Annotated in this window: 20 protein-coding genes; 19 read left to right on the forward strand and 1 reads right to left on the reverse strand. The window is 60.4% G+C overall.

The features are described from left to right. Positions 1-71: 71 nt before the first annotated feature. The 17 genes from P6U31_RS08200 to P6U31_RS08280 all read left to right on the forward strand — a co-directional run bounded on the left by P6U31_RS08200 (position 72) and on the right by P6U31_RS08280 (position 18,190). Positions 72-761 carry a lytic transglycosylase domain-containing protein gene (locus tag P6U31_RS08200; protein WP_407187708.1) on the forward strand — a complete coding sequence of 230 codons (690 nt, stop codon included), beginning with the start codon at positions 72-74 and terminating at the stop codon, positions 759-761. 367 nt (positions 762-1,128) lie between these two features. Further along, on the forward strand, positions 1,129-2,193 hold the full coding sequence (locus P6U31_RS08205) for an IS110 family transposase (RefSeq protein WP_407187709.1): 1,065 nt from the start codon (positions 1,129-1,131) through the stop codon (positions 2,191-2,193). 548 nt (positions 2,194-2,741) lie between these two features. Further along, positions 2,742-4,505 carry a relaxase/mobilization nuclease domain-containing protein gene (locus P6U31_RS08210; protein ID WP_407187710.1) on the forward strand — a complete coding sequence of 588 codons (1,764 nt, stop codon included), beginning with the start codon at positions 2,742-2,744 and terminating at the stop codon, positions 4,503-4,505. A gap of 36 nt (positions 4,506-4,541) precedes the next feature. Continuing rightward, positions 4,542-6,530: a conjugal transfer protein TraG gene (locus P6U31_RS08215; RefSeq protein WP_407187711.1), complete on the forward strand. Its 1,989-nt coding sequence runs from the start codon at positions 4,542-4,544 to the stop codon at positions 6,528-6,530. 6 nt (positions 6,531-6,536) lie between these two features. After that, positions 6,537-6,962 (forward strand): CopG family transcriptional regulator, encoded by a 426-nt coding sequence (locus P6U31_RS08220; RefSeq protein ID WP_407187712.1) that lies wholly within the window; start codon positions 6,537-6,539, stop codon positions 6,960-6,962. Between the two features lie 132 nt (positions 6,963-7,094). Further along, a complete protein-coding gene (locus P6U31_RS08225) occupies positions 7,095-8,423 on the forward strand; it encodes an MFS transporter (RefSeq protein WP_407187713.1) in 1,329 nt (442 codons plus the stop codon). 230 nt (positions 8,424-8,653) lie between these two features. Beyond that, entirely contained in the window at positions 8,654-9,568 is a 915-nt protein-coding gene (gene trbB, locus P6U31_RS08230; RefSeq protein ID WP_407189787.1) for a P-type conjugative transfer ATPase TrbB, read from the forward strand. 1 nt (position 9,569) lies between these two features. Then, complete coding sequence (locus P6U31_RS08235) at positions 9,570-9,893, forward strand: TrbC/VirB2 family protein (RefSeq protein ID WP_407187714.1); 324 nt, start codon at positions 9,570-9,572, stop codon at positions 9,891-9,893. Beyond that, entirely contained in the window at positions 9,893-10,156 is a 264-nt protein-coding gene (locus tag P6U31_RS08240; RefSeq protein WP_407187715.1) for a VirB3 family type IV secretion system protein, read from the forward strand. Before P6U31_RS08235 ends, P6U31_RS08240 begins: the two co-directional genes overlap by 1 nt. A gap of 10 nt (positions 10,157-10,166) precedes the next feature. Next, the gene (gene trbE / locus P6U31_RS08245; protein ID WP_407187716.1) at positions 10,167-12,608 is read left to right on the forward strand and encodes a conjugal transfer protein TrbE; all 2,442 of its coding nucleotides are present in this window, start codon (positions 10,167-10,169) and stop codon (positions 12,606-12,608) included. Next, positions 12,605-13,333, forward strand: coding sequence for a P-type conjugative transfer protein TrbJ (gene trbJ / locus P6U31_RS08250; RefSeq protein ID WP_407187717.1), 729 nt, complete (start codon positions 12,605-12,607; stop codon positions 13,331-13,333). The genes trbE and trbJ overlap by 4 nt, the downstream gene beginning before the upstream one ends. After that, the gene (trbK-alt, locus tag P6U31_RS08255; protein WP_407187718.1) at positions 13,333-13,710 is read left to right on the forward strand and encodes a putative entry exclusion protein TrbK-alt; all 378 of its coding nucleotides are present in this window, start codon (positions 13,333-13,335) and stop codon (positions 13,708-13,710) included. Before trbJ ends, trbK-alt begins: the two co-directional genes overlap by 1 nt. Then, entirely contained in the window at positions 13,707-14,936 is a 1,230-nt protein-coding gene (gene trbL / locus P6U31_RS08260) for a P-type conjugative transfer protein TrbL (protein WP_407189788.1), read from the forward strand. Before trbK-alt ends, trbL begins: the two co-directional genes overlap by 4 nt. Positions 14,937-15,029: 93 nt before the next feature. Continuing rightward, the gene (trbF, locus tag P6U31_RS08265) at positions 15,030-15,713 is read left to right on the forward strand and encodes a conjugal transfer protein TrbF (RefSeq protein ID WP_407187719.1); all 684 of its coding nucleotides are present in this window, start codon (positions 15,030-15,032) and stop codon (positions 15,711-15,713) included. Beyond that, positions 15,710-16,744 (forward strand): P-type conjugative transfer protein TrbG, encoded by a 1,035-nt coding sequence (trbG, locus tag P6U31_RS08270; RefSeq protein WP_407187720.1) that lies wholly within the window; start codon positions 15,710-15,712, stop codon positions 16,742-16,744. Before trbF ends, trbG begins: the two co-directional genes overlap by 4 nt. Then, complete coding sequence (locus P6U31_RS08275; RefSeq protein WP_407187721.1) at positions 16,741-17,949, forward strand: TrbI/VirB10 family protein; 1,209 nt, start codon at positions 16,741-16,743, stop codon at positions 17,947-17,949. The genes trbG and P6U31_RS08275 overlap by 4 nt, the downstream gene beginning before the upstream one ends. A gap of 4 nt (positions 17,950-17,953) precedes the next feature. Continuing rightward, positions 17,954-18,190, forward strand: coding sequence for a DUF2274 domain-containing protein (locus P6U31_RS08280; protein ID WP_407187722.1), 237 nt, complete (start codon positions 17,954-17,956; stop codon positions 18,188-18,190). Between the two features lie 164 nt (positions 18,191-18,354). Here P6U31_RS08280 and P6U31_RS08285 read toward each other — a convergent pair whose 3' ends face one another. After that, entirely contained in the window at positions 18,355-19,263 is a 909-nt protein-coding gene (locus P6U31_RS08285; protein ID WP_407189789.1) for a TauD/TfdA dioxygenase family protein, read from the reverse strand. Positions 19,264-19,616: 353 nt separating this feature from the next. Here P6U31_RS08285 and P6U31_RS08290 point away from each other — a divergent pair, with 353 nt between their 5' ends. Continuing rightward, positions 19,617-19,868 (forward strand): hypothetical protein, encoded by a 252-nt coding sequence (locus P6U31_RS08290; RefSeq protein WP_407187723.1) that lies wholly within the window; start codon positions 19,617-19,619, stop codon positions 19,866-19,868. A 109-nt stretch (positions 19,869-19,977) separates the two neighbouring features. Continuing rightward, on the forward strand, positions 19,978-20,403 hold the full coding sequence (locus P6U31_RS08295) for a TauD/TfdA dioxygenase family protein (RefSeq protein ID WP_407189790.1): 426 nt from the start codon (positions 19,978-19,980) through the stop codon (positions 20,401-20,403). Positions 20,404-21,721: the final 1,318 nt, after the last annotated feature.

Consider the following 21,721-nt stretch of genomic DNA (forward strand, 5'->3'; position numbering starts at 1 on the left):
CGGTTTTACCCTGGACGGGCGCGAGGACGACGGCAAGCTTGCCTCGGTCAGGCGTGCGTGTTTGGGCTGTCGTGTCGCTGCTGCTTATTTTCGTTGCGTCGGACAGTGCTGCTCTAGCCCAGAGTGGATCAGTGTTAGCTCAAGCGGTTGCTCAGGCAAGCAACCGGTTTGCAGCTTTCGTCGACGAAGCCTCGAAGCGTTTTGCAATTCCGGTGAACTGGATCGGTTCGGTCATTAACGTCGAAAGCGCTGGAGACGTGCATACCAAGTCGCCCAGGGGCGCAATGGGTCTGATGCAAATCATGCCGGCGACTTGGGCGGAACTACGCGAGCGCTACAATCTCGGGAACGACCCCTACGACCCGCACGACAACATTCTGGCCGGCACGGCGTACTTGCGCGAACTGCTCGATCGGTATGGCTCGCCTGGCGTGTTTGCCGCGTACAATGCGGGACCATCTCGCTATGAAGAGCATCTCGCGGGTGGCTCTCTTCCAGGCGAGACGCGAGCCTACGTCGCAAAGCTTGCAAATCTGCTTGCCATCGAACTGCCGTCGAAGTGGCCGTCCAGCGGACAGTCATCAGCAACTGCGACGCTATTCGTCACGCGATCCAATCTCATGAAAACGCGTGATCGGTTGCCGGCGCTCATGCCGTCGGGCGGCGTCACGACCGCAATCTCGGCACCCGATGTTTCACCCATGGTCCCGCGGCCTATTGGCGTGTTCGTCCCTCGACCGGATTCGGGAGCATCGCAATGACCAAGTGTGCGAGTTCGCAAGCTTTGGTGTGCTTCACCAAGGAGGTGCCGCGTGCTGATGGCGTAGGGGCGATGCCTTCGGCCCGCGCTCTACTCGTCGCTTCGCTCCTCACCGAGCCACCCTTCGGGTGTCTCGGCCCTTCGGGTAACGATCGCTATCGCAAGTGCTCGGAAGCAGTGGGGGCTTCGCGAGCCGGCTGCCAGGTCGCGACGGCTCTTTCGGGATCCGGCGACTGGGAGACCACGACGGCAGGACGGCTCTTCAAATCGGGCTTCGAGAAACCGGTGCACGACTATAGCCGCCGTGTGGCCGAATCCGGGGCCTGGTGCAACGACTTAGGCGGTCGTTGCCACACAGGAGAGCTCCGATGAAGCTTTACGTTGGGTTGGACGTCGGTCTTGAAGAAACCAGTCTTTGCATCGTCGATGGCGAGGGTCTCACCGTTCGCGAAGTCAAGGTTATGACTGAGCCAGCGGCGATCCGCTCCGCAGTAGAGGGCTACGCGGATCGCCTCGAGAGAGTGGGAGTCGAAGCGTCATCGCTCGGCATCTGGCTGTATCGCGAACTGCAGCCAGCCGGGCTCCCGATCATTGTGGTCGAAGCACGTCACATGCGCGTTTCGCTGTCGACGATGCGCAACAAGACCGACCGGAATGACGCGCGCGGCATCGCACAGATGATGCGGTTGGGCTGGTATCGCGCCGTTCATGTCAAGAACATCGAAATGCAGAAGATGCGCACGCTGCTGACCAGCCGGAAGCTGCTCAAGCGCAAACTGATCGACCTCGAAAACCACATTCGTGGTGCGTTGCGGGCCTATGGGCTGCTCGTCGGAGCCGTCGCCCGCGGTGCCTTTGACGCCCGCGTCCGCGAGCTGATCGAGCGCAGCGATCCGATCTTCGTGATGACCATCGAGAGCATGCTCGACGTACGCCGCGCCATCCTCGAGGGATACGATCGGCTCCATCGTGTGTTGCTGCAGGTGGTCCAGCACGATGCTGTCTGCCGGCGCTTGATGACGGTTCCAGGCGTCGGTCCCGTTGCGGCCCTGTCGTTCAAAGTCGGCGTGGATGACCCTTATCGCTTTGCCCGATCGCGGACTGTAGGCGCGCATTTTGGCTTGACGCCGAGGCGGCACCAGTCCGGCACGTCGATCGATTACGAAGGACGCATCAGCAAACAGGGCGACGTCGCGGTGCGCGAGGCGCTTTGCGAGGCGGCCGCAAGCCTGCTGCTGCGGGTCAGGAAATGGTCGGCATTGCGAGCGTGGGGCCTGCGGATCGCCAAACGGTCGAGCATGCTGTGCGCAATCACCGCGGTCGCGCGCAAGCTCGCAAGCATTCTGCACCGAATGTGGATCAACGAGACCGACTTCCACGTCGGGTTTGGCGCCAAAGTCACGCAGCGGCTGCGGTTGAAACCTTCACGGTAGCCGCGGTGCACATGACGATGGATTAGCGCTGGGTTTGCGCCCGGCATGTTGAGGAGGAGCGAAATTAGAGATCCGCGCGCGCGGTGAGCGTCCCCTGGCGGGGCCGCGAAACGGGGAATGTCCGCTATCTCTTGCCTGCTGCCGCCCTTCGAGGACGAGAGCGCCGGACTGCTTGGACAGCCCTGTTTACGAACCTGATGAAGAGCATGCGACGGCCGAAGTGCTGAACGCGAAGGAACGCATGGACCCCGCCTGGTGAATGCACGTCGCGTACGCGGCTGTGGTGAAGTTGCGCGTTGTTGGTGCAGGGAGTCGATCATGGCTGAACTTGGAAGAGTCGAAGAAAAGCGTAGGAATGAGTTGACTTTGCCCACCCGATTAGGAAGGCGAGATAAAAGGGGCTCGCCGGTCGAACCGCAAGCCATTGACATGGCTTGGGTTCTGGCGTGCCGGTCGGTCGGGGCGCGTGCCGCGCCCAAGAGTTTCGTCAGAAGATTCAAGCATGTTTTCGGCACTGTAGGCGCTAATGCGGTTTTCGAGGCTCGTTCATGACCGTGCGCGACAGCGATCTGCGCATTCGGCCTGGGCGCATCCGCGGCACCGGCGCGCCGAAGCCGAAAAGTTTCATCAACCAGGTGCTGCGTGCCGCGAAGAAAGCCGGGCATACCTCGGGTCAGGCTACGGCTGGCAGGCGTTCTGCTGTCTATGGACGTGCGACATTCGGCCGAGGCCGGCTCGCGTTTAGTCGGAGCCGGCTGTTCATCCCGACGCGGCGCGTTGTGGTGAAGGCGCGCGTGGTTCGTCATAAAGGGCGAGCCTTTCGTTCAGCGCCGCTGACCGCCCACCTCTCATATCTGAAGCGCGACGGGGTGACCCGGAGTGGTGAACGGCCCGAGATGTTCGATGCCAGCGGCGACCGTGCCGATAGCGCGGCTTTCGCAGAGCGCTGCAAGGATGACCGGCATCATTTCAGTTTCATTGTCTCGCCGGAGGACGCCGGCGACATGACCGACCTGAGGGCCTTCACCCGCGACCTCGCCAAGCAGATGGAGACTGATCTCGGCACGCGGCTCGATTGGGTGGCCGTCGATCATTGGAATACCGACAACCCTCACGTCCATCTTCTCGTCCGGGGCGTAGATGAGGAAGGGGCGGATCTCGTGATCTCCCGCGACTATATAAGCCAGGGCCTTCGCTCACGCGCCGAAGAGCTGGTCGCCGTCGAACTGGGTCCAAAACCGGAGCAGGAGATCCGCAATTCGCTGGAGCGGGAAGTCACGGCGGAACGATGGACCCGGCTCGATCGAGAAATTCGGCTGGCGGCGGATGAGACCGGCACTATTGATCTTCGCCCAGATAATCCCGGCAAATCCGATCCCGAGATCAGGCGTCTGATGGTCGGTCGCCTTCAACACCTGGAGAAGATGGGCCTTGCCGCATCCGCCTCACCAGGGGAATGGATGGTCGGCCTCGAGGCCGAGCGCAGCTTGCGCGATCTCGGCATGCGCGGCGACATCATCAAGACTATGCATCGCGCCTTTACCGAGCGCGGGGAAGCGCGCGGCGTTGCCGACTTCGTTATCGAAGGTGGACAACCGATGTCCCAGATCATCGGACGACTGGTCGACCGCGGATTGTATGACGAACTGACTGGCGAGGCCTACGCCCTGATCGACGGAACAGACGGACGCGCCCACCACGTGCGCTTCCGAGGGCTCGAAGCTTTCGAACAGGCGCCACCGGCCGGTGGAATCGTCGAAGTCCGACGCTTCGGTCAAGCCGGCGATCCGCGGCCGACCATGGTGCTCGCAACCCGCTCCGACCTCGATCTCGGTGAGCAGGTCGCTGCAAAAGGGGCCACCTGGCTCGACCACAGGCTGGTCGAACGCGACCCCATGCCACTCGCCATGGGGGGATTCGGCCGCGAGACCCGCGACGCCATGGAAGCCCGCACCGAGCATCTGATCCAGCAGGGGCTGGCACAGCGGCACGGCCAACGCACCATCTTGCAGCGCGACCTCCTGAACACGTTGCGCAGGCGCGAACTGGACGAGGTGGCCGCAAAGGTCTCGGCTGACACCGGCTTGCCTCCTGTGAACGCCCCCTCCGGGGAGCATGTGTCAGGCACGTATCGCCAGCGGCTGACGCTTGCCTCGGGACGCTTCGCCATGATCGATAATGGGCTCGGCTTCCAACTCGTGCCCTGGTCGCGCGAACTCGAAAAGAGGCTCGGCCAACACGTCACCGGCGTCGTGAAGGACGGCGGTGGCATCGAATGGGGCTTTGGTCGGAAGCGCGACCTCGGTCTCTAGCAATCTCATCAGTCCAGATGCGGAAGGGCGTTCGGGATGTCCGGAACCAAAATCCTTTGGGGACAGGTAATCGTTGTCGGCCTGATCGTTCTGCTCGCCATCTGGGGCGCGACCGAGTGGACGGCTTGGCAACTCGCCTGGCAACCGGAGCTTGGGCGGCCCTGGTTCGAACTGGCGGGATTCAAGATCTATTACCCACCGATCTTCTTCTGGTGGTGGTTCGTCTACGACGCGTATGCGCCGCTGGTCTTTGTCGAGGGGGCCTTCATCGCGGCTTCGGGGACCTTCGTTTCGATCGCGGCGGCGATCGGCATGTCGGTTTGGCGAGCGCGCGAAGCCAAGAATGTCGAGACCTATGGTTCGGCGCGCTGGGCTGGTGTGGAGGAGGTGAAGGGGGCCGGACTTCTCGGTCCTGATGGTGTGGTGCTGGGCAAGCTTGAGCGCGACTACCTCCGCCATGACGGACCGGAGCACGTATTGTGTTTTGCACCAACCCGATCCGGCAAGGGCGTCGGTCTTGTCGTCCCCTCCCTGCTGGCTTGGCCCGGCTCAGCCATTGTGCACGACATCAAGGGAGAGAACTGGCAATTGACCGCGGGCTTCCGTTCGCGGCATGGCCGCGTCCTGTTGTTCGACCCCACCAACGCAAAGTCCTCAGCCTACAATCCGCTCCTCGAGGTCCGGCGCGGGGAATGGGAGGTGCGCGACGTCCAGAACGTGGCCGACGTCCTAGTCGACCCTGAAGGTTCGCTCGACAAGCGGAACCATTGGGAGAAGACCAGTCATTCGCTCCTGGTCGGTGCCATCCTCCATGTCCTCTATGCCGAGGCGGACAAGACCTTGGCCGGAGTCGCGGCTTTCCTCTCTGATCCGAAGCGGCCGATCGAGGCGACGCTCAAAGCGATGATGACCACCGCGCACCTTGGCGAGCATGGCGCCCATCCCGTCGTAGCTTCGACCGCACGCGAGCTCCTTAACAAGTCAGAGAATGAACGTTCCGGTGTCCTCTCCACCGCGATGTCGTTCCTCGGTCTCTACCGCGATCCCGTGGTTGCCCAGGTGACCCGCCGATGCGACTGGCGGATCGCCGATCTGATCGCAGATAGTCGCCCCGCGACGCTGTACCTGGTGGTGCCACCCTCGGATATCTCGCGGACCAAACCACTGATCCGCCTGGTGCTGAACCAGATTGGCCGGCGTCTGACCGAGGACTTGCAGGCCCGCGATCGCAAGTACCGAGTCCTGATGATGCTCGACGAGTTCCCGGCACTTGGGCGGCTCGACTTTTTCGAGTCCGCGCTCGCCTTTATGGCGGGCTACGGCATCAAGAGTTTCTTGATCGCGCAGTCCCTCAATCAGATCGAGAAGGCCTATGGGCCCAACAATGCGATCCTCGACAATTGCCACGTCCGGGTCAGCTTCGCCACCAACGACGAGCGGACCGCGAAGCGGGTGTCCGATGCGCTGGGTACGGCGACCGAGATGCGGGCGATGAAGAACTATGCCGGTCACAGGTTGAACCCGTGGCTGGGGCACCTGATGGTCTCACGTCAAGAGACGGCGAGACCGCTCTTGACCCCGGGCGAAGTCATGCAGCTTCCGCCGATGGACGAGATTGTGATGGTGGCGGGCACGCCGCCGATCCGGGCGAAGAAGGTCCGCTACTACGAGGACCGGCGATTCATTGAGCGGGTTCTGCCGCCACCCGATCCGGCGAGCGCTGGCCGATCATCACGGACGGACGGATGGTCACCGCTCGGACCGCTGAGCCCGACGGCAGGTCCAAATGACAACGCCGCGGAGGCCGAGGATGACACGGCGAATAGCGGACTCCGTCGTGAGCCCGAACTCCCCGACCACGTCGCGATCGTCAAGGAAACAACTGAGCCGACACCGGCAGAGGAATTTGCCGCCGTTCTTGACGATGACGATGAAGCGGTCCGCCAGTCCCGGCTCATACGCCAACAAATGCGCGGTGTCGCCCGTCAAGTCGCCCTGGACCCGAATGACGGTATGGAGCTCTGAGCCAATATGCGCGACCGGATGAACGTCTACTTCCCGCCCGAGCTGCTGAAACAGATTTCGGAACTCGCCGATCGCAAGAAGCTTTCCCGGTCCGCGATCGTGGAAGCGGCGGTTGCTTCGTTTCTGTCACCGGACAGCGCAGACAGGCGGGAGGCAGCGTTTACCCGTCGGCTGGATCGACTGTCGCGTCAGATGCAGAGACTGGAGCGTGACGTTGGTTTGACAGCCGAGACCTTGGCCCTCTTCATTCGTTTCTGGCTGACGATCACGCCGCCGCTGCCCAACGACGCGCAGGCGGCCGCACAGGCAAAGGGGCGCGAGCGCTTTGAAGGATTTGTTGAGGCGCTCGGGCGCCGTTTGCAGAAAGGGCAAAGCTTTCTGCGCGAGATTCCAGAAGATATCCGCCGTCAGGAACCGGCCGAAGAAAGCTGATTGAACCATGTAGAAAGACGATTTCGTCGGTCCTTCTTTTTCTACGCCAGCCTACGACCGTAGCGATTTAGCCGAATTGACAAAAGCTGGACGCGCTATCGGCTTCAGCGAGCTGAGAGCAAAGGGGCCAGCATGCAAATCTCAACACCATGGCGTCGAATCGCGCGCGTTTTTCTCCCGTTTGCAGCTGGATACTATCTCTCTTATCTGTTTCGAACGATCAACGCTCTGATTGCCAGCAATCTCAGCTCTGATACCGGAGTTGGGGCTGCCGATCTCGGGTTGCTTACGTCAGTCTATTTTCTTGTTTTCGCGGCGGCTCAGATCCCCATCGGCATTCTATTGGACCGCTTTGGTCCGCGTCGCGTCCAGAGCGCTTTGCTGTTGCTCGCAGCAGTCGGCGCCGGACTATTCGCGGTATCGACTGGCTTCCTGTCACTTTTGATCGCGCGCGCAATGATCGGGCTGGGGGTAGCGGCGGCGCTGACAGCAGGTCTGAAATCCATCATCCTTTGGTTCCCCCGGGAACGAGTTGCCTTGCTGAATGGCTACATGGTCATGCTGGGATCGCTAGGAGCGGTGACCGCTACGGCTCCCGTCGAGCACCTGCTCGCCTGGGTGGGCTGGCGGCAGCTCTTTGAGATCCTGGCGGCTGCGACCGGAGCGACGGCTCTTCTCATCTACGGCGTGGTGCCTGAACGACGCGATGTCCTGTCAACAGCGCGCGCCACCCTAAGCTCCGTTTTCGGTGATCGGCGCTTTTGGCGAATGGCCCCGCTGTCAGCGACTTGCGTTGGATCGTCCTGGTCCCTGCAGGGATTGTGGGCATCGCCGTGGCTGATCGACGTAGAGGGGCTTAATCGCGCAAGCCTCGTCGAACAGCTTTTCATAATGTCCGTCGTATTGAGTGGCGGGGCCTGGTTGTTCGGTGTGGCTGTCCATCAAATCAAACGCAGAGGAATCGGAGCGGAGGTGATATTAGCGATTTTTGCAGTGCTGTTCATCGCAGCTCAGTCAGTCTTGATCCTGCGAGCGGCTCTGCCGTCCATCTTTCCCTGGTCCGTTGTCGCAATCGCCGGAACGGCAACCGTGGTCAGCTTCGCGGTGATTGCAGATCATTTTCCGCCAGAGCTTGCCGGTCGTGCCAATGGCGCCCTGAACGTCTTGCACTTCGGTTGGGCATTTCTGGCACAATGCGCGACAGGTCTGATCCTGGAGCAATGGCCCATAAACGATGGCCATAGGACCGTCCAAGCCTATCAGGTCGCGTTCGGAGTCAACGTAGCGCTGCAGATCGCGGCGTTGGTCTGGTTCTCGCTGCCCTGGTGCAGATCCATCGCTTCATGGATGTACTCAATACTCTTCTTCAAGCCGGCTGATGTTTCCTACGCTGTCGAGTCAGTTCGATTGTACGAGGATTCGGTCATGCTCCTGCCCGCGGATCACGATGCGGAGTGGTGAGCAGTAACTCGCGGCGAATGGATTCGATTAGGTCGCCATCAAATATCAGTTCGCAGTCTTCCTTTTTCTACGCCAGCCTACGATCGTCGAAAGCGCTTGTTGCGCCAAGTCCATTGGTGCCTCTTCTAATTGCTCCCATCTGAGGGCGCTCTTTGGGCATCCTCGTTCGGTGGGAACGAACGGTGGCAATCCATTCCATTCAATCGGAAGCAAGTTCGCGCGGTGCGCGAATGCTGCGTAGCGCGCTTGGTTCTGCGATTGCCGGCTACCTCGAAGACGAAGCGATCGTCGAGGTGATGCTCAATCCGGATGGGCGGTTGTGGATCGACCGGTTGTCGAGTGGTCTGATCGACACAGGCGAAACTCTGTCCGCAGCGGACGGCGAGCGCATTGTTCGTCTGGTAGCGCACCACGTAGGAGCGGAGGTGCATGCCGGCTCGCCGCGGGTCTCGGCCGAATTGCCTGGGACAGGAGAGCGCTTCGAAGGTCTGTTGCCCCCGGTCGTTGCGGCACCGGCCTTTGCTATCCGCAAGCCTGCGGTCGCCGTGTTTACGCTCGAGGACTACGTCTCCAGGGGGATCATGACCTCGGAGCAGGCCAGGACCCTTAAGGACGCGGTCGCTGCACGGAAGAATATTCTCGTTGCTGGTGGGACATCGACCGGCAAGACAACGTTGACGAATGCGCTCCTGGCCGAGGTGGCAAAGAGCTCCGATCGGGTCGTGCTGATCGAAGATACACGTGAACTCCAATGCAAAGCGCCAAATCTCGTGGCGTTGCGGACCAAAGACGGCGTGGCCACGCTTTCCGACCTAGTTCGCTCATCGTTGCGATTGCGTCCGGATCGCATTCCGGTTGGCGAGGTTCGCGGTGCCGAAGCGCTCGACCTGCTTAAGGCATGGGGCACCGGTCACCCCGGTGGCATCGGGACTATCCATGCGGGCAGCGCAGTCGGCGCGCTGCGGCGGCTCGAGCAACTCATCCAGGAAGCCGTCATCACGGTTCCGCGCTCCCTGATCGCGGAGACCATCAACCTCGTTGCTGTGCTTGCGGGGCGCGGCGGTGACCGTCGCCTCGCTGAGCTCGCCATCGTCACTGGGCTCGGGGCCGCCGGTGACTACAACCTTTCATCAGCAGGAGACTGACATGCGTCAGCAATTTCGCTTTCTTCGAGGTACACCGTTGGTCGCCTTCGGCGCGGTGGTTTTGGCGTCGGCGCCGGCATGGGCCGCTGGTTCGAATATGCCATGGGAGCAGCCGCTCAATCAGATCTTGCAGTCGGTTGAAGGACCGGTCGCCAAGATCATCGCCGTCATCATCATCGTGGTGACCGGGCTCACGCTCGCATTCGGGGACTCGTCAGGCGGTTTCCGCAGGCTGATCCAGATCGTGTTCGGACTGTCAATCGCGTTTGCCGCATCGAGCTTCTTCCTGTCGTTCTTCTCATTCGGCGGCGGCGTGGTGATCTGATGGATGATCAGGTCGCAGGCTTTGTTGTGCCCGTTCACCGCGCACTCACTGAACCTATCCTGATGGGCGGTGCGCCGCGGTCGGTCGCGATCGTCAACGGCACGATTGCGGCGGCCCTCGGACTCGGACTTCGGCTTTGGATCGCGGGTCTCGTGCTCTGGTTCATTGGCCACATGGCCGCCGTCTGGGCCGCCAAGCGCGATCCCGCCTTCGTCGAGGTGGTGCGCCGGCATCTGCGCATTCCCGGTCATCTCAACACCTGAGCTCTCGGTCATGATGAATCTTGCCGAATATCGCCACTCCAGCGCGCGCCTCGCCGACTTCCTGCCTTGGGCCGCCCTTGTTGACGAAGGAGTCATCCTGAACAAGGACGGCTCGTTTCAGCGGACAGCAAAGTTCCGAGGACCCGACCTCGATAGCGCAATGCCGGCTGAACTCGTCGCCGTCGCGGGTCGCTTGAATAACGCTTTGCGTCGCCTGGGATCAGGCTGGGCCGTATTCGTCGAGGCGCAGCGCCATTTTGCGGGGTCTTACCCGCCGAACACCTTCCCGGACGTCGCGTCTGCGCTGGTCGATGCCGAACGCAAAGCGCAGTTTGAGGAGGCCGGCGCTCATTATGAGTCCAGTTATTTCCTGACCTTCCTCTATTTGCCGCCGGAGGAGCGGGCCGCCAAGGCAGAGCGACTGCTTTACGAAGGGCGTGATCGGACGTTCGGAGCCGACGCGAGCGAGGTGCTGCGCGGGTTTGTCGACCAAACCAATCGTGTGCTCGCGCTTCTTGAAGGGTTTATGCCGGAATGCGCCTGGCTCGATGATCAGGACACGCTGACCTACCTGCACTCGACGATCTCGACCAAGCGTCATCGGGTTCGGGTGCCCGAAATTCCCATGTACATCGATGCGCTGTTGGCTGACCAGCCGCTGACTGGCGGGCTAGAGCCGATGTTGGGCTCAGCCAATCTTCGGATCCTCACTATCGTTGGCTTTCCGGGCGCTACGACCCCGGGAATCCTCGATGACCTCAATCGCCTGCCATTCACGTATCGATGGTCGACCCGGGCGATCATGCTCGAAAAGACCGACGCCATCACGCTGCTGACCAGGATTCGGCGGCAGTGGTTCGCAAAGAGAAAGTCGATCGGTGCCATCCTCAAGGAGGTCATGACCAACGAGGCATCGACGCTTCTCGATACCGACGCTCACAACAAGGCGCTGGATGCCGATGCTGCGCTGCAGGAACTAGGTTCGGATCAGATCGGACAAGCGTTTGTCACGGCGACCATCACCGTTTGGGACGGCGATCCCAATGCTGCCGATGAAAAGCTTCGTCTGGTCGAGAAGGTCATTCAGGGCCGCGATTTCACCTGCATGATTGAGACGGTGAACGCGGTCGAGGCCTGGCTCGGCAGTCTGCCGGGGCACGTCTACGCCAATGTGCGACAGCCTCCAATTTCGACCCTCAACCTGGCGCACATGGTTCCGATGTCGGCCGTGTGGGCGGGCGAAGCAAGGGACATGCATTTCAAGGGGCCGCCGCTCCTGTTTGGCAAGACGGAGGGATCGACGCCCTTCCGGTTCTCTCTCCACGTCGGCGACGTTGGCCATACCCTCGTGGTGGGACCGACGGGCGCCGGCAAATCGGTGCTGCTGGCCCTGATGGCGCTGCAGTTCCGCCGCTACCCGAACTCTCAGATCTTTGCGTTCGATTTTGGCGGTTCGATCCGGGCGGCGGCGCTCGCGATGGGCGGCGATTGGCATGATCTCGGTGGTGCATTGTCTGACGGAGGCGGCCAGACCGTGGCGTTGCAGCCGTTGGCCTGGATCGACGATCCTTCCGAGCGCGCATGGGCCGCAGAATGGATCGGCGCGGTCCTGGCGCGGGAAAAGATCGAGATCACCCCGGAGGTCAAGGATCACCTTTGGTCGGCGCTGACGTCGCTCGCCTCGGCGCCGATGCAGGAACGGACCCTGACGGGCCTGTCTGTCCTGCTGCAATCGAACTCCCTCAAACGCGCCTTGCAACCTTATTGCCTGGGCGGTCCATCAGGGCGACTGCTTGATGCCGAATTCGAGCGCCTTGGCGAGTCCTCGGTCCAGGCCTTTGAGACCGAAGGGTTGATCGGAACGAGCGCGGCCCCGGCCGTGCTGGCCTACCTCTTTCATCGAATCGGGGACCGTCTCGATGGTCGGCCCACACTTCTCATAGTCGACGAGGGCTGGCTTGCCCTTGACGACGAAGATTTTGCTGGCCAACTCCGAGAGTGGCTGAAGACGCTTCGCAAGAAAAATGCGTCCGTTATCTTCGCCACCCAATCGCTTTCCGACATCGATGGCTCCGCGATCGCGCCGGCGATCATCGAAAGCTGCCCAACGCGTCTGTTGCTGCCGAACGAACGGGCGATCGAGCCGCAGATCACTGCCATCTATCGCCGCTTTGGCCTCAATGACCGCCAGATCGAGCTTCTGAGCCGGGCAACGCCGAAGCGCGACTACTACTGCCAGTCCCGCCGCGGCAACCGGATGTTCGAACTGGGTCTTGGCGAGATTGCGCTCGCCTTCACCGCAGCCTCTTCCAAGACCGACCAGGCTGCCATCGCGCAACTCCTCGCCGAACATGGGCCGGACGGCTTCGTACCGGCCTGGCTCCAGCACCGTGGCGTCGCCTGGGCCACCGACCTGATCCCCAATCTCGCAAATCTGGAGAAATCGCTATGAGGCGTCTTGCCCAATTGGCAACCGCTGGCACTGTCGCGCTGGTGCTTGGCGTCGCGGTACCTGCACGGGCGCTGATCGTCTTCGATCCCAACAACTACGTCCAGAACGTCCTGACTGCCGCGCGGGAGCTCCAGCAGATCAACAACCAGATCACCTCGTTACAGAACGAGGCGCAAATGCTGATCAATCAGGCCAGGAATCTGGCAAACCTGCCGTACTCTTCGCTGCAGCAATTGCAATCCTCGATCCAGCGCACGCAACAACTGCTGGCCCAGGCCCAAGGCATCGCATACGACGTGCAGCAGATCGATCGGGCTTTTTCGACCAGCTACGCTCCGGCCACAAGCAGCCAGTCGAACCAGTTGCTGATCTCCAACGCTCAATCGCGTTGGCAGAATTCCTTTGCCGCGACGCAAGACGCGCTTCGCGTCCAGGCCGGCATCGTTGGCAACCTCGACACTAATCGCATCCAGACGTCCGCCCTCGTAACCTCGAGCCAGAGTGCCAGTGGTGCCCTGCAGGCGACTCAGGCCGGCAATCAGATTCTCGCGATAAACGCGCAGCAACTCGCCGACCTTACCGCTGTCGTGACTGCGCAAGGCCGGGCGCAGAGCCTTGAAGCAGCTCAGCGCGCCTCCGCCCAGGATCAGGGACGAGAGCAGCTTCGGCGGTTCCTGACACCGGGGCAGGGTTATCTATCCTCCAATGTGCAGATGTTCCACTGATGACCAAGATAAAGGCATACAAGGCATTGTCACTGCTTACGACAATCGGCGTATTGGCCGTCACTGCCTGCACGATTCAGCTTCGCGGTGGTGACGAGGCGCCCGCGCTATCGACTGCGGAGCAGACGACAGATACAACCAGCTCTGACCTCGCACACTGTCGCAGCGTCACTGCGGAGGAAACGGCAAGTTATCGCCATTGTAGGCAGGTCTGGGCCGAAAACCGGCGTCGCTTCTTTGGCAAGACAACCCATGCTGCGGTTTTTGGCCAGGAAGATCCGGCCACAGGGCTAGCGCCCGCTCCAAAGGATCAGAGCCGGATCCCGCAAGGCTATCCGCAACCGCAGCCGGCAACCCCCGAAGCGAGCAAGCCATAATGGGTACGGGGATCATCGACCAGTTCCTGGAAACGTTCACGCGTTATATCGATAATGGCTTCGGGCTGCTGGGTAGCGATATCGGATATCTCGCAACGACCCTTGCGGCGATCGACATCACGCTTGCTGCATTGTTTTGGAGTTGGGGAACGGACGAGGACATCGTTGCGCGTCTCGTGAAGAAGACGCTCTTCGTGGGGGTCTTCGCCTACCTCATCGGGAACTGGAACAGCCTGGCGCGCATCGTCTTCGAGAGCTTTGCCGGTCTTGGACTGAAGGCATCGGGCGCAAGCCTGTCCGCATCCGACTTCCTGAGACCTGGAAAGATCGCTCAAGTCGGACTCGACGCCGGCCGACCGCTGCTCGACTCGATCTCCAACCTGATGGGCTACATCAGCTTCTTCGAGAATTTCGTCCAGATCGTCGTTCTCCTGTTCGCCTGGGTCGTGGTGTTGCTCGCCTTCTTCATTCTGGCGATCCAGCTCTTTGTCACCCTGATCGAGTTCAAGCTCACGACGCTGGCCGGCTTCGTGCTTATTCCCTTCGGGTTGTTTGGGAAGACCGCATTCGCCGCAGAGCGGGTCCTGGGCAATGTCATATCCTCCGGGATCAAGGTCCTGGTCCTGGCTGTCATTGTCGGCATCGGCTCAACCCTGTTTTCGAAGTTCACCACTGGCTTCGGTGGCAACCAGCCAACGATAGAAGACGCAATGACGCTGGTCCTTGCTGCGCTCTCATTGCTAGGCCTCGGCATTTTTGGTCCCGGGATCGCAAACGGCCTGGTCTCCGGCGGGCCGCAGCTCGGTGCCGGCGCCGCGATTGCAACAGGACTTGCTGCCGGAGGCATTGTTGCGGCGGGCGCAGGTGTTGCGGCCGGAGGTGCTGGTCTTGCCGGCGGCGCGATTGCAGGTGCCGCGCGCGGTGGCGGCGCTCTCATGAGCGGAGCAACCTCCGCTTATCGGAGCGGTGGCCTCGTCGGCGTCGCGGAGGCCGGCAGCTCGGCTGCCCTGAGTCCATTGCGTCGCGCAGCGGCAGCGTTCGGCGCAGTTGGGCAGACGAAAAACCAGACCGCGAGCACTTCGGCCGAAGGGCAGCCAGATTGGGCGCGGCGCCTGAAGCGGGCCCAGACCATTCGGCACGGCGCGGCGGCGGCCGGCCACGCGGTTCGCTCAGGCGATCATGGTGGCAGCGGCTCGTCCGTCGATTTGTCTGAAGGAGAGCGCTGACGCGCGGCCATTGCGCTTTCGCCACCCGCTGCGCGGCAAACCCGCACGCCGCAGGACTCAAAACCGATCACTGGATCTCAGGGGCAATCATCGATGTTCAAGCGACAATCCGTTCATTACGGGCGCATGCCGGAGCCCGTTACGCCGTATCAAAAAGCAGCGCAGGTTTGGGACGAACGCATTGGATCGGCGCGCGTCCAGGCCAAAAACTGGCGCCTGATGGCCTTTGGCTGCCTCATGCTGTCGGCCAGTCTCGCTGGTGGCCTTGTCTGGCAATCGAGCCAGGGCTCGATCACACCGTGGGTGGTCGAAGTCGATCATCTCGGCCAGGCCCAAAGGGTCGCGCCAGCGAACTTTGACTATCAACCAACCGATGCGCAGATCGCCTGGCATTTGGCGCGCTTTATCGAGGATGTCAGGGGCCTGCCCGCCGATGGCATCGTTCTGCGCCAGAACTGGCTCCGGGCTTATGATTTTACGACCGATCGCGGCGCCGCCGCGCTCAACGATTACGCCCGCAACAATGACCCCTTTGCCAGGCTGGGCAAGGCGCAAATCTCCGTCGACGTCTCGAGCGTTATTCGCGCGTCGTCGGAAAGCTTTCGGGTCGCGTGGACCGAGCACACCTATGACAACGGCTCGTTGAGCTCGACCGAGCGCTGGACTGCTATTCTCACCATCGCGATCGAAACGCCGCGCGATGCCGAACGCCTGCGCAAGAACCCCCTTGGGGTCTACGTCCGCGCCATCAACTGGTCAAAGGAGTTGAGTCAGTGACGAAGATGCCGCATGACTTTCATTCGAGGAATCCCGTCCCGCACCGCAGAATCGGTCCGACTTGGCCCGAATTCTTGACCGCGAAGCGAGCAGTTTTGGTTGCCCTCCTGCTTGGTTCCTCGGCGCTCGGTGGGTGCGCGACCTACATTCCGCTGGAGATCAGCTATGACGCGGAAGTGCCTCCGTTACCGGCGACGCCGGTGGCTCTCGACGACAGATCGCCACCGCTTCACGTTCCACCCCTCTGGAAGCCGGCGCTCGGCGGCAAGTCGGGGGGAAAGGAAGATGCTGAACCCGTGAGCCGGGTTGAGACCGCAAACAGCGCAGCCCGGGTCGAACCGCGCAAGCGAGGGTATTTCAACGCGGCGCAAATCTACGCCTACAGTCCCGGGGCGCTCTATCAGATTTACGCCTCACCGGGGCAGATCACGGATATCGCGCTCGAGGAAGGAGAACAGTTGACGGGATCGGGGCCGATCGCGGCCGGAGATACCGTGCGCTGGGTCGTGGGCGATACCGAGAGCGGGAGCGGCGACACACGACGCGTCCATATCCTGGTCAAGCCTACCCGCGCATCGATTGAGACCAACCTCGTCGTCAACACAGATCGACGCACCTACCTGATCGAGCTCCGCTCCCGCGAGCGGCCATACATGCCGTCTGTTGCTTGGTACTATCCGGAAGCAGCGCGCGAGCGATCCCGTTCAGTTGCTCTGAAACCCGTTCTTCCCGATCCGGCCCAGCGTATCTCCCGCTATGCCATCGAAGGGGACAGCCCTCCCTGGCGGCCGCTAGCCGCATATGATGATGGCCGCAAGGTCTATGTCGAATTCCCGCAGGGCATTGTGCAGGGCGAGATGCCTCCGCTCTTTGTCATTGGACCGGACGGCAAGACCGAACTCGTCAATTACCGTACCTACGGGAACGTGCTGATCGTGGATCGGCTGTTTGCTGCCGCCGAACTCCGGCTCGGCAGCGAGCACCAGCAGAAGGTTAGGATCGTCAGGACGGATGGGAGGCGGTCATCATGAATACGGCTAACGAGAACGAACACGTCCGGGTCGCTCCGCCGCAAATGCAAGAGGAGCAGTTCGGGAGCTTTCGCTTGAGAGCAGAGCATCCGCCCGTGACAAGGTTGTCGCGGAAGATCCTGGCTGGCGGGAGCGCGGTTGCTCTGCTTGTCATCGGCGGTGCGGTGCTATGGTCGTTGCAAAGCAATCGTTCGCGCAATCAGGGGACTGACGAGCTTTACAGTACCGACCACCACAATGTTGCCGATGGCATTACGACACTGCCGAAGGACTACGCTGGCGTTCCACGCCAAACAGTTCCGCAGCTAGGTTCGCCGCTTCCCGGCGACCTAGGTCGACCGATCCTTGCCGCTCAAGGCCAGCTGCCGACGAGCGGCGCTGATCCAGACCAGCAGCGGAGGGACCAGGAGACCGAAGCAGCCCGCATCAGTCATCTGTTCGCTTCGACCAATGCACGAGAATTGCGTCCGCCCGCCGCTGCTGCTGGCAGCGAGCGCGTCGTGCCGCCGAACGCAACGAGCACCGGCGACGATGGATCTGCGCAAAACGGTCAGGACCGCAAGCTTGCCTTCGTGAACGCCTCTGTGGATCGTCGCACTGTAAGTCCTGACCGCATCACGAGGCCAGCTTCACCGTATATCGTGCAGGCTGGAACGGTCATTCCGGGAGCTCTGATCACCGGGATCCGATCAGACCTTCCAGGCCAGGTCACTGCGCAGGTAACCGAGAACGTCTATGACACGCCGACCGGCCGTTTTCTGCTTGTGCCTCAGGGAGCGCGTCTTATTGGTATGTACGATAGTCAGGTCACCTTCGGCCAGTCCCGTGTCCTGCTCGTCTGGACACGGCTGATCATGCCGAATGGACGTTCAATCGTTCTCGAGCGGCAGCCTGGCGCTGACACCGCAGGATACGCCGGCCTCGAAGATCAGGTCGACAACCACTGGGGCGAGCTGTTCAAGGCTGCGGCACTATCGACGTTTCTCGCTGTGGGGACCGAACTGGGGCCGGGCTCGGACACCAACAGCAACGACAGCGCAATCATCCAGGCATTGCGACACGGCGCGTCGGACTCACTAAACCAAACTGGACAGCAGGTAATTGGGCGCAGTCTCAACATCCAGCCGACGCTGACCGTGCGACCTGGTTTCCCGGTTCGTGTTCTTGTGAATCGTGATCTGATGCTTACCCCATATAGAGAATGACAACATGCCAAGACTTAAAATAGGAGAGCTTCCGGACGACAAGCCGGTCAAACTAAGTGTGGAGTTGCCGGCGGCTGTTCATCGCGATCTCATCGCATATGCAGAAGCGCTTACGCGTCAGGGTGGTCAACTCGTCGATCCGACCAAACTCATAGCCCCCATGTTGGCCCGCTTTATGGCCACTGATCGGGGGTTTTCTAAACTGAAACGTGACCAGGTAGCGGCCACTGGCGAAGGATAGTAATGCTCAAGGTTTCGTTGAAACCGTTGTCGACACAAATATTTGCCAGCAGAGCCAAGCGCTGCCGAGTTAGCGTTAAGAGCTGGGATGCGGCATAGGAAAGTGTACTTCCGCGTTTGCCCGAAACAAATCCGACTACCAATTTTCTCCTGGTCGACCTGCAGTTATTCGGCCACCCTCATGCGCGTTACACTGCTCCGGCCGTCGACGCTGAGGGGCACGTCACCCTCGATCGTCGCCCGATGTACGACGCGATGCTGGTCGCCATAATCGTTGACGGCGTAATGCTGTGTTGCGCGATTATCCCAAATCGCAACATCTCCCTCTAACCAATTCCATCGCAAAGTATTTTCGGGCGCGGTGATGTGAGCTTGGAATAGGTCGAACAGCTTTTGTCCGTCGTATTTGAGGACTCCAACAAAGTGCTTAACCAAGGCGCCAAGCAATAGCGCCCGCTCGCCTGTTTCGGGATGGACGCGTACGACGGGATGCTCGGTCTCAAAAACCGTTCTAGTGAACACCTCGTCAAAGTGCTTCTTGTCAACCTCGCGGACACGAGCAATCCCCGCGTAATCGAAAACATTGCTGTGAACGGCCCAAAGGTCCTCGGCAAGCCGTTGTAGCGCAGGCGGCAAACCAAGATAGGCCGCGGCTGTATTTGACCAAATGGTATCGCCTCCAAACGCTGGCACCATAACGGCACGCAGGACCAAAATCTTGGGATAGGCATCGGCGAACGTACCATCTGCATGCCAAACGTCAGCGCGACCGCCGCCGCGAGTTGAGTCCAATTCGAGGATCGACGCCATTCCTTTGGTAGCGCCGAGCATCGGATGTGGCACTATCTTTCCGAGACGAGCGGCAAAGCGCTCCTGCTCGGCATCGTCGAGATGTCCTTGGTTGCGGAAAAAAATTACCTTGTGCTCTAGCAATAAGCTTTTGATCGCAGCGATCGCGGGATCCGGTAGATCGCCTGATAGCTTGATATTTCTGATTTCGGCACCTATGCGCGCCGCACGTTTCACAACATAGGTGCTCGGTATGACGTCAGAGATCAACGCGTTCGTACTCATCTCGTTTTTCCAAACCCCGCAAGCCCGATCGCCCTGGAGCGGGTTTACTTCAGCAAGCATCGTGCCATCCAAAGACAAACATGTACTCGGCAAAAGGGCATTGAACGAATCGTGTGATTTAGCGGGCCTTCTCGAATCGCGCGAGTGGTTGGGCCGAGTGACGAAAAGAAGTCGATCACCAATCTCACCCCGTCAAATCGCAAGCCATAAAAAGCTGCCCGGGTTTTTGACAGTGTCAATGCTTACTATGCGCGTTGCACTGGACCTGACACGAGCTTCTGCCTCTGCCGGAATACAGACAAGTGTCACTGTGTACCAAAGACAAACCATCTAGCCACTTGGAGAATGCCGCCATGAATGAGAGGTCTTTGATCGATGGCGTCATTCCACCTGCCGATATCGTCAAACGCTCGGGGCGCATAGGCGCTGAAATATTAAATATCAAGCTGTCGGGCCATTTGCCGGAGCAGATCATCGCTGCAATCAACGGTCTGCTGCTTCAATACAAGGTTATCTTCTTCCGCGAGCAGCGTCATCTAGACGACGTCGAACAGGAACGCTTCGGTGTCGCTTTGGGAACGCTGTCTCACCGGCTTCGACGGTGAGGACTCTCGATGGAACGATTTCGGTGATCGCGATTGATGCGGTGCGCGGTCTCCGAGCCGACTGGTGGCACGTCGATATGGCCTATATGGAGGCTACCCCAAGATTTTAGTGCTCCGAGGCGTTGTCATACGACGAACCGGCGGCGACACGGTAGGGGCAAACACCGCGACTGCATATCTCGAGTTGCCCCCGCCGCTGCAGCGGCTCGCTGACGACCTCTGGGTTGTTCACTGCAATGCGTTCGACCCCACTATATTTCATCAGCCAACCAAGGCTGACAGGAAGCATTTTGTAAAGGTCCTTGAAGCGAGGCTCGAGACCGAGCATCCGCTAGTACGTGTCCACCCAGAGACCGGCGAGCGCGCACTAGTGCTCGGCATATATGAGAAGCGCTTTGTTGACGTGCCGAGATACTACGGCCAAAGGCTGTTCAATTTATTCGAGTCTCACATCATCGCGCCCGAAAATACACTGCGCTGGAATTGGAGGCAGGATGACGTTGTAATCTGGGACAAACGAGCCACCATGCATTAGTCGCGCGGCCATAGAGGGTGAGGTGCCCATCGGCGTCAACGGCCGGCACAGTATAGCGCGCGTCAAGCAACAGTCAGCGAATGTCGCCTAGCTTGCGCGAAAACGTCAACAAAATCGGTACAAACTAGTAAGCCATGTCTCGCATAAATGTATCCGAGAGCGGCATTCCACAAATACGGTCTGATCTAAATTCTGCGACTTCGTTAACTCACGGCGTGCGCCCAATCTTAGTCGCGATCGGCGTGATTTAGTCCCCAATGAAGTGCCTGCTCAAGGAGATTGCTGCTCTGGAGCATTTTTCCACAGGTGATCCTTAAAAGGCGCGTGTCAGGTGAAAGTTGGACGCTGGCGAATAGGGGGAACATGCATGACTAAGGCCCTCTGTTGATCTTCACCAAAGAATGGTAGCTGCGATTGACAGGGGCTCGTCCCGTCGACAGGGCCGCCGAGCGTTTTGGCGTTAGTCCAGCCAGCGCGATCCGTTGACGCAGTCGCCTGGGAAATTTGCGATTTGTTACTAACGTCCATGGCTTCCACCGCATGTCGCAGCGTATCGAGGCACACTCGCAGCTAGTTTTGGAGGCGGTGACCGCGAAAATATCACAGGCACCGAGAACATTTGAAACGCCGTAGAATATCGGCCGGTACCGCGTCGCTCTGGCGCTTCTTTAGCTGCAGAAAAGATAGGGCGCGTCTCCGAGGTGCGGCGCAGAGATAAATGCTGCGCCCGAGAAGCGGTTTGAAGAGCAAATCGATGTTAATCCTAAGCGCTTCGTCTTCATCGACGAAAGCGGTGCCATGCGTGGTCTGATCAGTCCGTGGGATGGCCACGCTTCTGACCTAGGTCGAACGATTGCTCTCCTCCCCCATCGCTGCCGCCGCTCGACACCGTCATCATGACATGCCGTCGAAAGAGTTCGCTATCTAAGCCGGCTCCGCTGTCCCGGATAGCGACTGCCGACATCGGAGTGGTCTCCGCGTACCACACCTGCTGCGACCAATCCGACTGCTTGAAGTTTCGCGCGATAGCTGCCTTGCACATTGAGCGCGGGGGCAGCCTTTTGTCGTAGTTGCTGCGCCGATTGTCGGCATTGAGACTCAATGCTGGGAACCTGACACTACACGCAGCTATGAAGCGCCTCGTTGGCCTGTGAATTCACGGCGGCACGCAATTTGCTCTGTTTACGGCATCGTCACCAATGGCAGTGTGGTGATCTTCGAGGCGCGTCGCTCTTCGCGTCTGGTCCCTCCAACAGTTCGCTGTGGCAATAGTTTGCTGCTCGGCTGTAGACCGAAAAGTGCAGGGAAGTGTTGGATG

Origin of the sequence: Bradyrhizobium centrosematis, from assembly GCF_045571495.1 — a bacterium.
Classification (GTDB): Bacteria; Pseudomonadota; Alphaproteobacteria; order Rhizobiales; family Xanthobacteraceae; genus Bradyrhizobium; species Bradyrhizobium centrosematis.

Bases quoted from the DNA above. Each gene is read 5' to 3' on its own strand.
- P6U31_RS08205 (WP_407187709.1), top strand. From the start codon at position 1,129: ATGAAGCTTTACGTTGGGTTGGACGTCGGTCTTGAAGAAACCAGTCTT.
- P6U31_RS08210 (WP_407187710.1), top strand. From the start codon at position 2,742: ATGACCGTGCGCGACAGCGATCTGCGCATTCGGCCTGGGCGCATCCGC.
- P6U31_RS08215 (WP_407187711.1), top strand. From the start codon at position 4,542: ATGTCCGGAACCAAAATCCTTTGGGGACAGGTAATCGTTGTCGGCCTG.
- P6U31_RS08220 (WP_407187712.1), top strand. From the start codon at position 6,537: ATGCGCGACCGGATGAACGTCTACTTCCCGCCCGAGCTGCTGAAACAG.
- P6U31_RS08225 (WP_407187713.1), top strand. From the start codon at position 7,095: ATGCAAATCTCAACACCATGGCGTCGAATCGCGCGCGTTTTTCTCCCG.
- trbB (WP_407189787.1), top strand. From the start codon at position 8,654: ATGCTGCGTAGCGCGCTTGGTTCTGCGATTGCCGGCTACCTCGAAGAC.
- P6U31_RS08235 (WP_407187714.1), top strand. From the start codon at position 9,570: ATGCGTCAGCAATTTCGCTTTCTTCGAGGTACACCGTTGGTCGCCTTC.
- P6U31_RS08240 (WP_407187715.1), top strand. From the start codon at position 9,893: ATGGATGATCAGGTCGCAGGCTTTGTTGTGCCCGTTCACCGCGCACTC.
- trbE (WP_407187716.1), top strand. From the start codon at position 10,167: ATGATGAATCTTGCCGAATATCGCCACTCCAGCGCGCGCCTCGCCGAC.
- trbJ (WP_407187717.1), top strand. From the start codon at position 12,605: ATGAGGCGTCTTGCCCAATTGGCAACCGCTGGCACTGTCGCGCTGGTG.
- trbK-alt (WP_407187718.1), top strand. From the start codon at position 13,333: ATGACCAAGATAAAGGCATACAAGGCATTGTCACTGCTTACGACAATC.
- trbF (WP_407187719.1), top strand. From the start codon at position 15,030: ATGTTCAAGCGACAATCCGTTCATTACGGGCGCATGCCGGAGCCCGTT.
- P6U31_RS08275 (WP_407187721.1), top strand. From the start codon at position 16,741: ATGAATACGGCTAACGAGAACGAACACGTCCGGGTCGCTCCGCCGCAA.
- P6U31_RS08280 (WP_407187722.1), top strand. From the start codon at position 17,954: ATGCCAAGACTTAAAATAGGAGAGCTTCCGGACGACAAGCCGGTCAAA.
- P6U31_RS08285 (WP_407189789.1), bottom strand. From the start codon at position 19,263: ATGAGTACGAACGCGTTGATCTCTGACGTCATACCGAGCACCTATGTT.
- P6U31_RS08290 (WP_407187723.1), top strand. From the start codon at position 19,617: ATGAATGAGAGGTCTTTGATCGATGGCGTCATTCCACCTGCCGATATC.